Source organism: Verrucosispora sioxanthis (genome assembly GCF_010560025.1).
Classification (GTDB): domain Bacteria; phylum Actinomycetota; class Actinomycetes; order Mycobacteriales; family Micromonosporaceae; genus Micromonospora; species Micromonospora palythoicola.
In genome coordinates, this window is the sequence record NZ_SAIY01000017.1 from 1 (window position 1) to 5,314 (window position 5,314).

Annotated in this window: 3 rRNA genes; all 3 read right to left on the bottom strand. The window is 57.9% G+C overall.

The window, feature by feature from the left end:
• Position 1 precedes the first annotated feature (1 nt).
• The 3 genes from rrf to ENC19_RS29035 all read right to left on the bottom strand — a co-directional run bounded on the left by rrf (position 2) and on the right by ENC19_RS29035 (position 5,218).
• Positions 2 to 118, bottom strand: a 5S ribosomal RNA gene (gene rrf / locus ENC19_RS29025).
• A gap of 106 nt (positions 119 to 224) precedes the next feature.
• Positions 225 to 3,333, bottom strand: a 23S ribosomal RNA gene (locus tag ENC19_RS29030).
• A 370-nt stretch (positions 3,334 to 3,703) separates the two neighbouring features.
• Positions 3,704 to 5,218, bottom strand: a 16S ribosomal RNA gene (locus ENC19_RS29035).
• Together the 16S, 23S and 5S rRNA genes form the textbook arrangement of a ribosomal RNA operon.
• Positions 5,219 to 5,314 lie beyond the last annotated feature (96 nt).

Here is a 5,314-nt window from a genome sequence, read left to right on the forward strand (position 1 = left end):
TGTCCGGCGGTGTCCTACTCTCCCACACCCTCCCGGGTGCAGTACCATCGGCGCTGGAGGGCTTAGCTTCCGGGTTCGGAATGAGACCGGGCGTTTCCCCTCCGCCATGACCGCCGTAACCTTATCAACATGTCAAACAACACCGTTCGCTGACACCATCCATGATTGGTGTCGGGTGTGTTGTTTGTTTGTTGTGAGTTACACAGTGGACGCGAGCGATCGTTGTAGTCAAGTCCTCGGCCTATTAGTACCGGTCAACTGAACCCGTTACCGGGCTTACATTTCCGGCCTATCAACCCAGTCGTCTAGCTGGGGGCCTTACCCACCCGAAGGTGGTGGGATACCTCATCTTGAAGCAGGCTTCCCGCTTAGATGCTTTCAGCGGTTATCCCTTCCGAACGTAGCTAACCAGCCGTGCCCCTGGCGGGACAACTGGCACACCAGAGGTTCGTCCGTCCCGGTCCTCTCGTACTAGGGACAGCCCTTCTCAAGTATCCTACGCGCACGGCGGATAGGGACCGAACTGTCTCACGACGTTCTAAACCCAGCTCGCGTACCGCTTTAATGGGCGAACAGCCCAACCCTTGGGACCTGCTACAGCCCCAGGATGCGACGAGCCGACATCGAGGTGCCAAACCATCCCGTCGATATGGACTCTTGGGGAAGATCAGCCTGTTATCCCCGGGGTACCTTTTATCCGTTGAGCGACACCGCTTCCACACGCAAGTGCCGGATCACTAGTCCCGACTTTCGTCCCTGCTCGACCCGTCAGTCTCACAGTCAAGCTCCCTTGTGCACTTGCACTCAACACCTGATTGCCAACCAGGCTGAGGGAACCTTTGGGCGCCTCCGTTACCCTTTAGGAGGCAACCGCCCCAGTTAAACTACCCACCAGACACTGTCCCTGAACCGGATAACGGTCCGAAGTTAGATACCCGAATCAACCAGAGTGGTATTTCAAGATTGCCTCCACCCATACTGGCGTATGAGCTTCACCGGCTCCCACCTATCCTACACAAGCCGACTCAAATACCAATGTCAAGCTATAGTAAAGGTCCCGGGGTCTTTCCGTCCTGCCGCGCGTAACGAGCATCTTTACTCGTACTGCAATTTCGCCGGGCCTGTGGTTGAGACAGTGGGGAAGTCGTTACGCCATTCGTGCAGGTCGGAACTTACCCGACAAGGAATTTCGCTACCTTAGGATGGTTATAGTTACCACCGCCGTTTACTGGCGCTTAAGTTCTCCGCTTCGCCCCGAAGAGCTAACAGGTCCCCTTAACGTTCCAGCACCGGGCAGGCGTCAGTCCATATACATCGAATTACTTCTTCGCATGGACCTGTGTTTTTAGTAAACAGTCGCTTCCCCCTGCTCTCTGCGGCCATACAACGCTCCACCCGCGCGGGGCTTCACGTCTCCGGCCCCCCTTCTCCCTAAGTTACGGGGGCAATTTGCCGAGTTCCTTAACCACAGTTCGCCCGATCGCCTCGGTATTCTCTACCTGACCACCTGTGTCGGTTTGGGGTACGGGCCGCTCGGAACTCGCTAGAGGCTTTTCTCGGCAGCATAGGATCACTGACTTCACCTGAATCGGCTCGGCATCACGTCTCAGCCTCATGACGTGCGGATTTGCCTACACGTCGGCCTACACGCTTACCCCGGCACAACCACCGGCCGGGCTCAGCTACCTTCCTGCGTCACCCCATCGCTTGACTACTACCCGCCAGGTTCCCACGCTCCCCACCCTCAACCCGAAGGTCTTGGATGGTTTGGGTGGTTAGCACAACGAGGTTCGTCAGGGACGCTCCTTCGCGGGTACGGGAATATCAACCCGTTGTCCATCGACTACGCCTCTCGGCCTCGCCTTAGGTCCCGACTCACCCAGGGCGGATTAACCTGGCCCTGGAACCCTTGGTCATCCGGCGGAAGGGTTTCTCACCCTTCTTTCGCTACTCATGCCTGCATTCTCACTCGTGCCGCGTCCACAACTAGGTCACCCTGCTGCTTCACCCCCGGCACGACGCTCCCCTACCCACCCACACACCTGCACACCACCCCGAAGAGTGATGCGAAGTCATAGTGTGAGTGCCACAGCTTCGGCGGTGTGCTTGAGCCCCGCTACATTGTCGGCGCGGAACCACTTGACCAGTGAGCTATTACGCACTCTTTAAAGGGTGGCTGCTTCTAAGCCAACCTCCTGGTTGTCTATGCGACCCCACATCCTTTTCCACTTAGCACACGCTTAGGGGCCTTAGCTGGTGATCTGGGCTGTTTCCCTCTCGACTACGAAGCTTATCCCCCGCAGTCTCACTGCCGCGCTCTCACTTACCGGCATTCGGAGTTTGGCTGATTTCGGTAAGCTTGTAGGCCCCCTAGACCATCCAGTGCTCTACCTCCGGCAAGAAACACACGACGCTGCACCTAAATGCATTTCGGGGAGAACCAGCTATCACGGAGTTTGATTGGCCTTTCACCCCTAACCACAGGTCATCCCCCAACTTTTCAACGTTGGTGGGTTCGGCCCTCCACACGGTCTTACCCGCGCTTCAGCCTGCCCATGGCTAGATCACTCCGCTTCGGGTCTAGAACATGCGACTCAAACGCCCTCTTCAGACTCGCTTTCGCTACGGCTCCCCCACACGGGTTAACCTCGCCACATGCCACTAACTCGCAGGCTCATTCTTCAAAAGGCACGCCGTCACCCCGCAAGGCTCCGACGGATTGTAGGCGAACGGTTTCAGGTACTATTTCACTCCCCTCCCGGGGTACTTTTCACCATTCCCTCACGGTACTCGTCCGCTATCGGTCACCAGGAAGTATTTAGGCTTACCAGGTGGTCCTGGCAGATTCACGGCAGATTTCAGGAGTCCGCCGCTACTCGGGAACACCCACAGAAGACCAGCTGCTTTAACCTACCGGACTATCACCGTCTACGGTCAGCCTTTCCAGACCATTCAGCTAACAACTGGCTTTATAACTCCTTTGGTGGTTGTCAGCCCACCACATGAGGTCCCACAACCCCGACCACGCAACCCCTGACAGGTATCACACGCAACCGGTTTAGCCTCAATCCGCTTTCGCTCGCCACTACTCACGGAATCACTATTGTTTTCTCTTCCTACGGGTACTGAGATGTTTCACTTCCCCGCGTTCCCTCCACACACCCTATGAGTTCAGGTGCAGGTGACATCACATGACTGATGCCGGGTTACCCCATTCGGACACCCTGGGATCACAGCTCGGTTGACAGCTCCCCCAGGCCTATCGCGGCCTCCCACGTCCTTCATCGGCTCCTGGTGCCAAGGCATCCACCGTTCGCCCTTGACAACTTGACCACAAAGATGCTCGCGTCCACTGTGCAATTCTCAACAAACAACCAACCCACAACCCACCGTCTCCCACCAGCCCGGCCACCGCCGGCGGTATGAGAAACCAGGCCATGCCTGGCGCCTCGACAAGCTCCCGCTCGCCACAAGGCTCTGAAAGACCAACCACCATCGGTTGTTCCTTCAGGACCCAACAGGGTGCCCTACATCCCTCCCAGCCGCACCGGAACCCCGTTCCCACCACCACAGTGGCTGTACTAAGAAAAACTCCGGCCGTTGCCAGGACAAGACTCGCCAGTGTCTCCGCCAACGAGCACCCCACCATCACACTCGGACAGTGCGGGCTCCATACCCGCCTTCGCGGGATGGTGCTCCTTAGAAAGGAGGTGATCCAGCCGCACCTTCCGGTACGGCTACCTTGTTACGACTTCGTCCCAATCGCCAGCCCCACCTTCGACGGCTCCCTCCACAAGGGTTGGGCCACCGGCTTCGGGTGTTGCCGACTTTCGTGACGTGACGGGCGGTGTGTACAAGGCCCGGGAACGTATTCACCGCAGCGTTGCTGATCTGCGATTACTAGCGACTCCGACTTCACGGGGTCGAGTTGCAGACCCCGATCCGAACTGAGACCGGCTTTTTGGGATTCGCTCCACCTCACGGTATCGCAGCCCATTGTACCGGCCATTGTAGCATGCGTGAAGCCCTGGACATAAGGGGCATGATGACTTGACGTCATCCCCACCTTCCTCCGAGTTGACCCCGGCAGTCTCCCATGAGTCCCCAACCGAATTGCTGGCAACATGGGACGAGGGTTGCGCTCGTTGCGGGACTTAACCCAACATCTCACGACACGAGCTGACGACAGCCATGCACCACCTGTCACCGGCCCCGAAGGACCCCACATCTCTGTGAGATTTCCGGCGATGTCAAACCCAGGTAAGGTTCTTCGCGTTGCATCGAATTAATCCGCATGCTCCGCCGCTTGTGCGGGCCCCCGTCAATTCCTTTGAGTTTTAGCCTTGCGGCCGTACTCCCCAGGCGGGGCGCTTAATGCGTTAGCTGCGGCACAGAGAACCGGAGAGGCCCCCCACACCTAGCGCCCAACGTTTACAGCGTGGACTACCAGGGTATCTAATCCTGTTCGCTCCCCACGCTTTCGCTCCTCAGCGTCAGTATCGGCCCAGAGACCCGCCTTCGCCACCGGTGTTCCTCCTGATATCTGCGCATTTCACCGCTACACCAGGAATTCCAGTCTCCCCTACCGAACTCTAGCCTGCCCGTATCGACTGCAGGCCCGCAGTTGAGCCACGGGTTTTCACAGTCGACGCGACAAGCCGCCTACGAGCTCTTTACGCCCAATAAATCCGGACAACGCTCGCGCCCTACGTCTTACCGCGGCTGCTGGCACGTAGTTGGCCGGCGCTTCTTCTGCAGGTACCGTCACTCGCGCTTCGTCCCTGCTGAAAGAGGTTTACAACCCGAAGGCCGTCATCCCTCACGCGGCGTCGCTGCATCAGGCTTCCGCCCATTGTGCAATATTCCCCACTGCTGCCTCCCGTAGGAGTCTGGGCCGTGTCTCAGTCCCAGTGTGGCCGGTCGCCCTCTCAGGCCGGCTACCCGTCGTCGCCTTGGTAGGCCATCACCCCACCAACAAGCTGATAGGCCGCGAGCCCATCCCAAGCCGAAAAACTTTCCACCCACAAACATGCGTCCGCAAGTGAATATTCGGTATTAGCCCCGGTTTCCCGGGGTTATCCCAAAGCCTAGGGCAGGTTGCTCACGTGTTACTCACCCGTTCGCCGCTCGAGTACCCCGAAGGGCCTTTCCGCTCGACTTGCATGTGTTAAGCACGCCGCCAGCGTTCGTCCTGAGCCAGGATCAAACTCTCCAACAAAAACCTGTTGAACAATCCATCCCAGCAACAAACAAAATTGTTGCCAAAGGAACCCGAACCAACCAGAAAAACTGGCCAGCCCGGAACATAAAACCA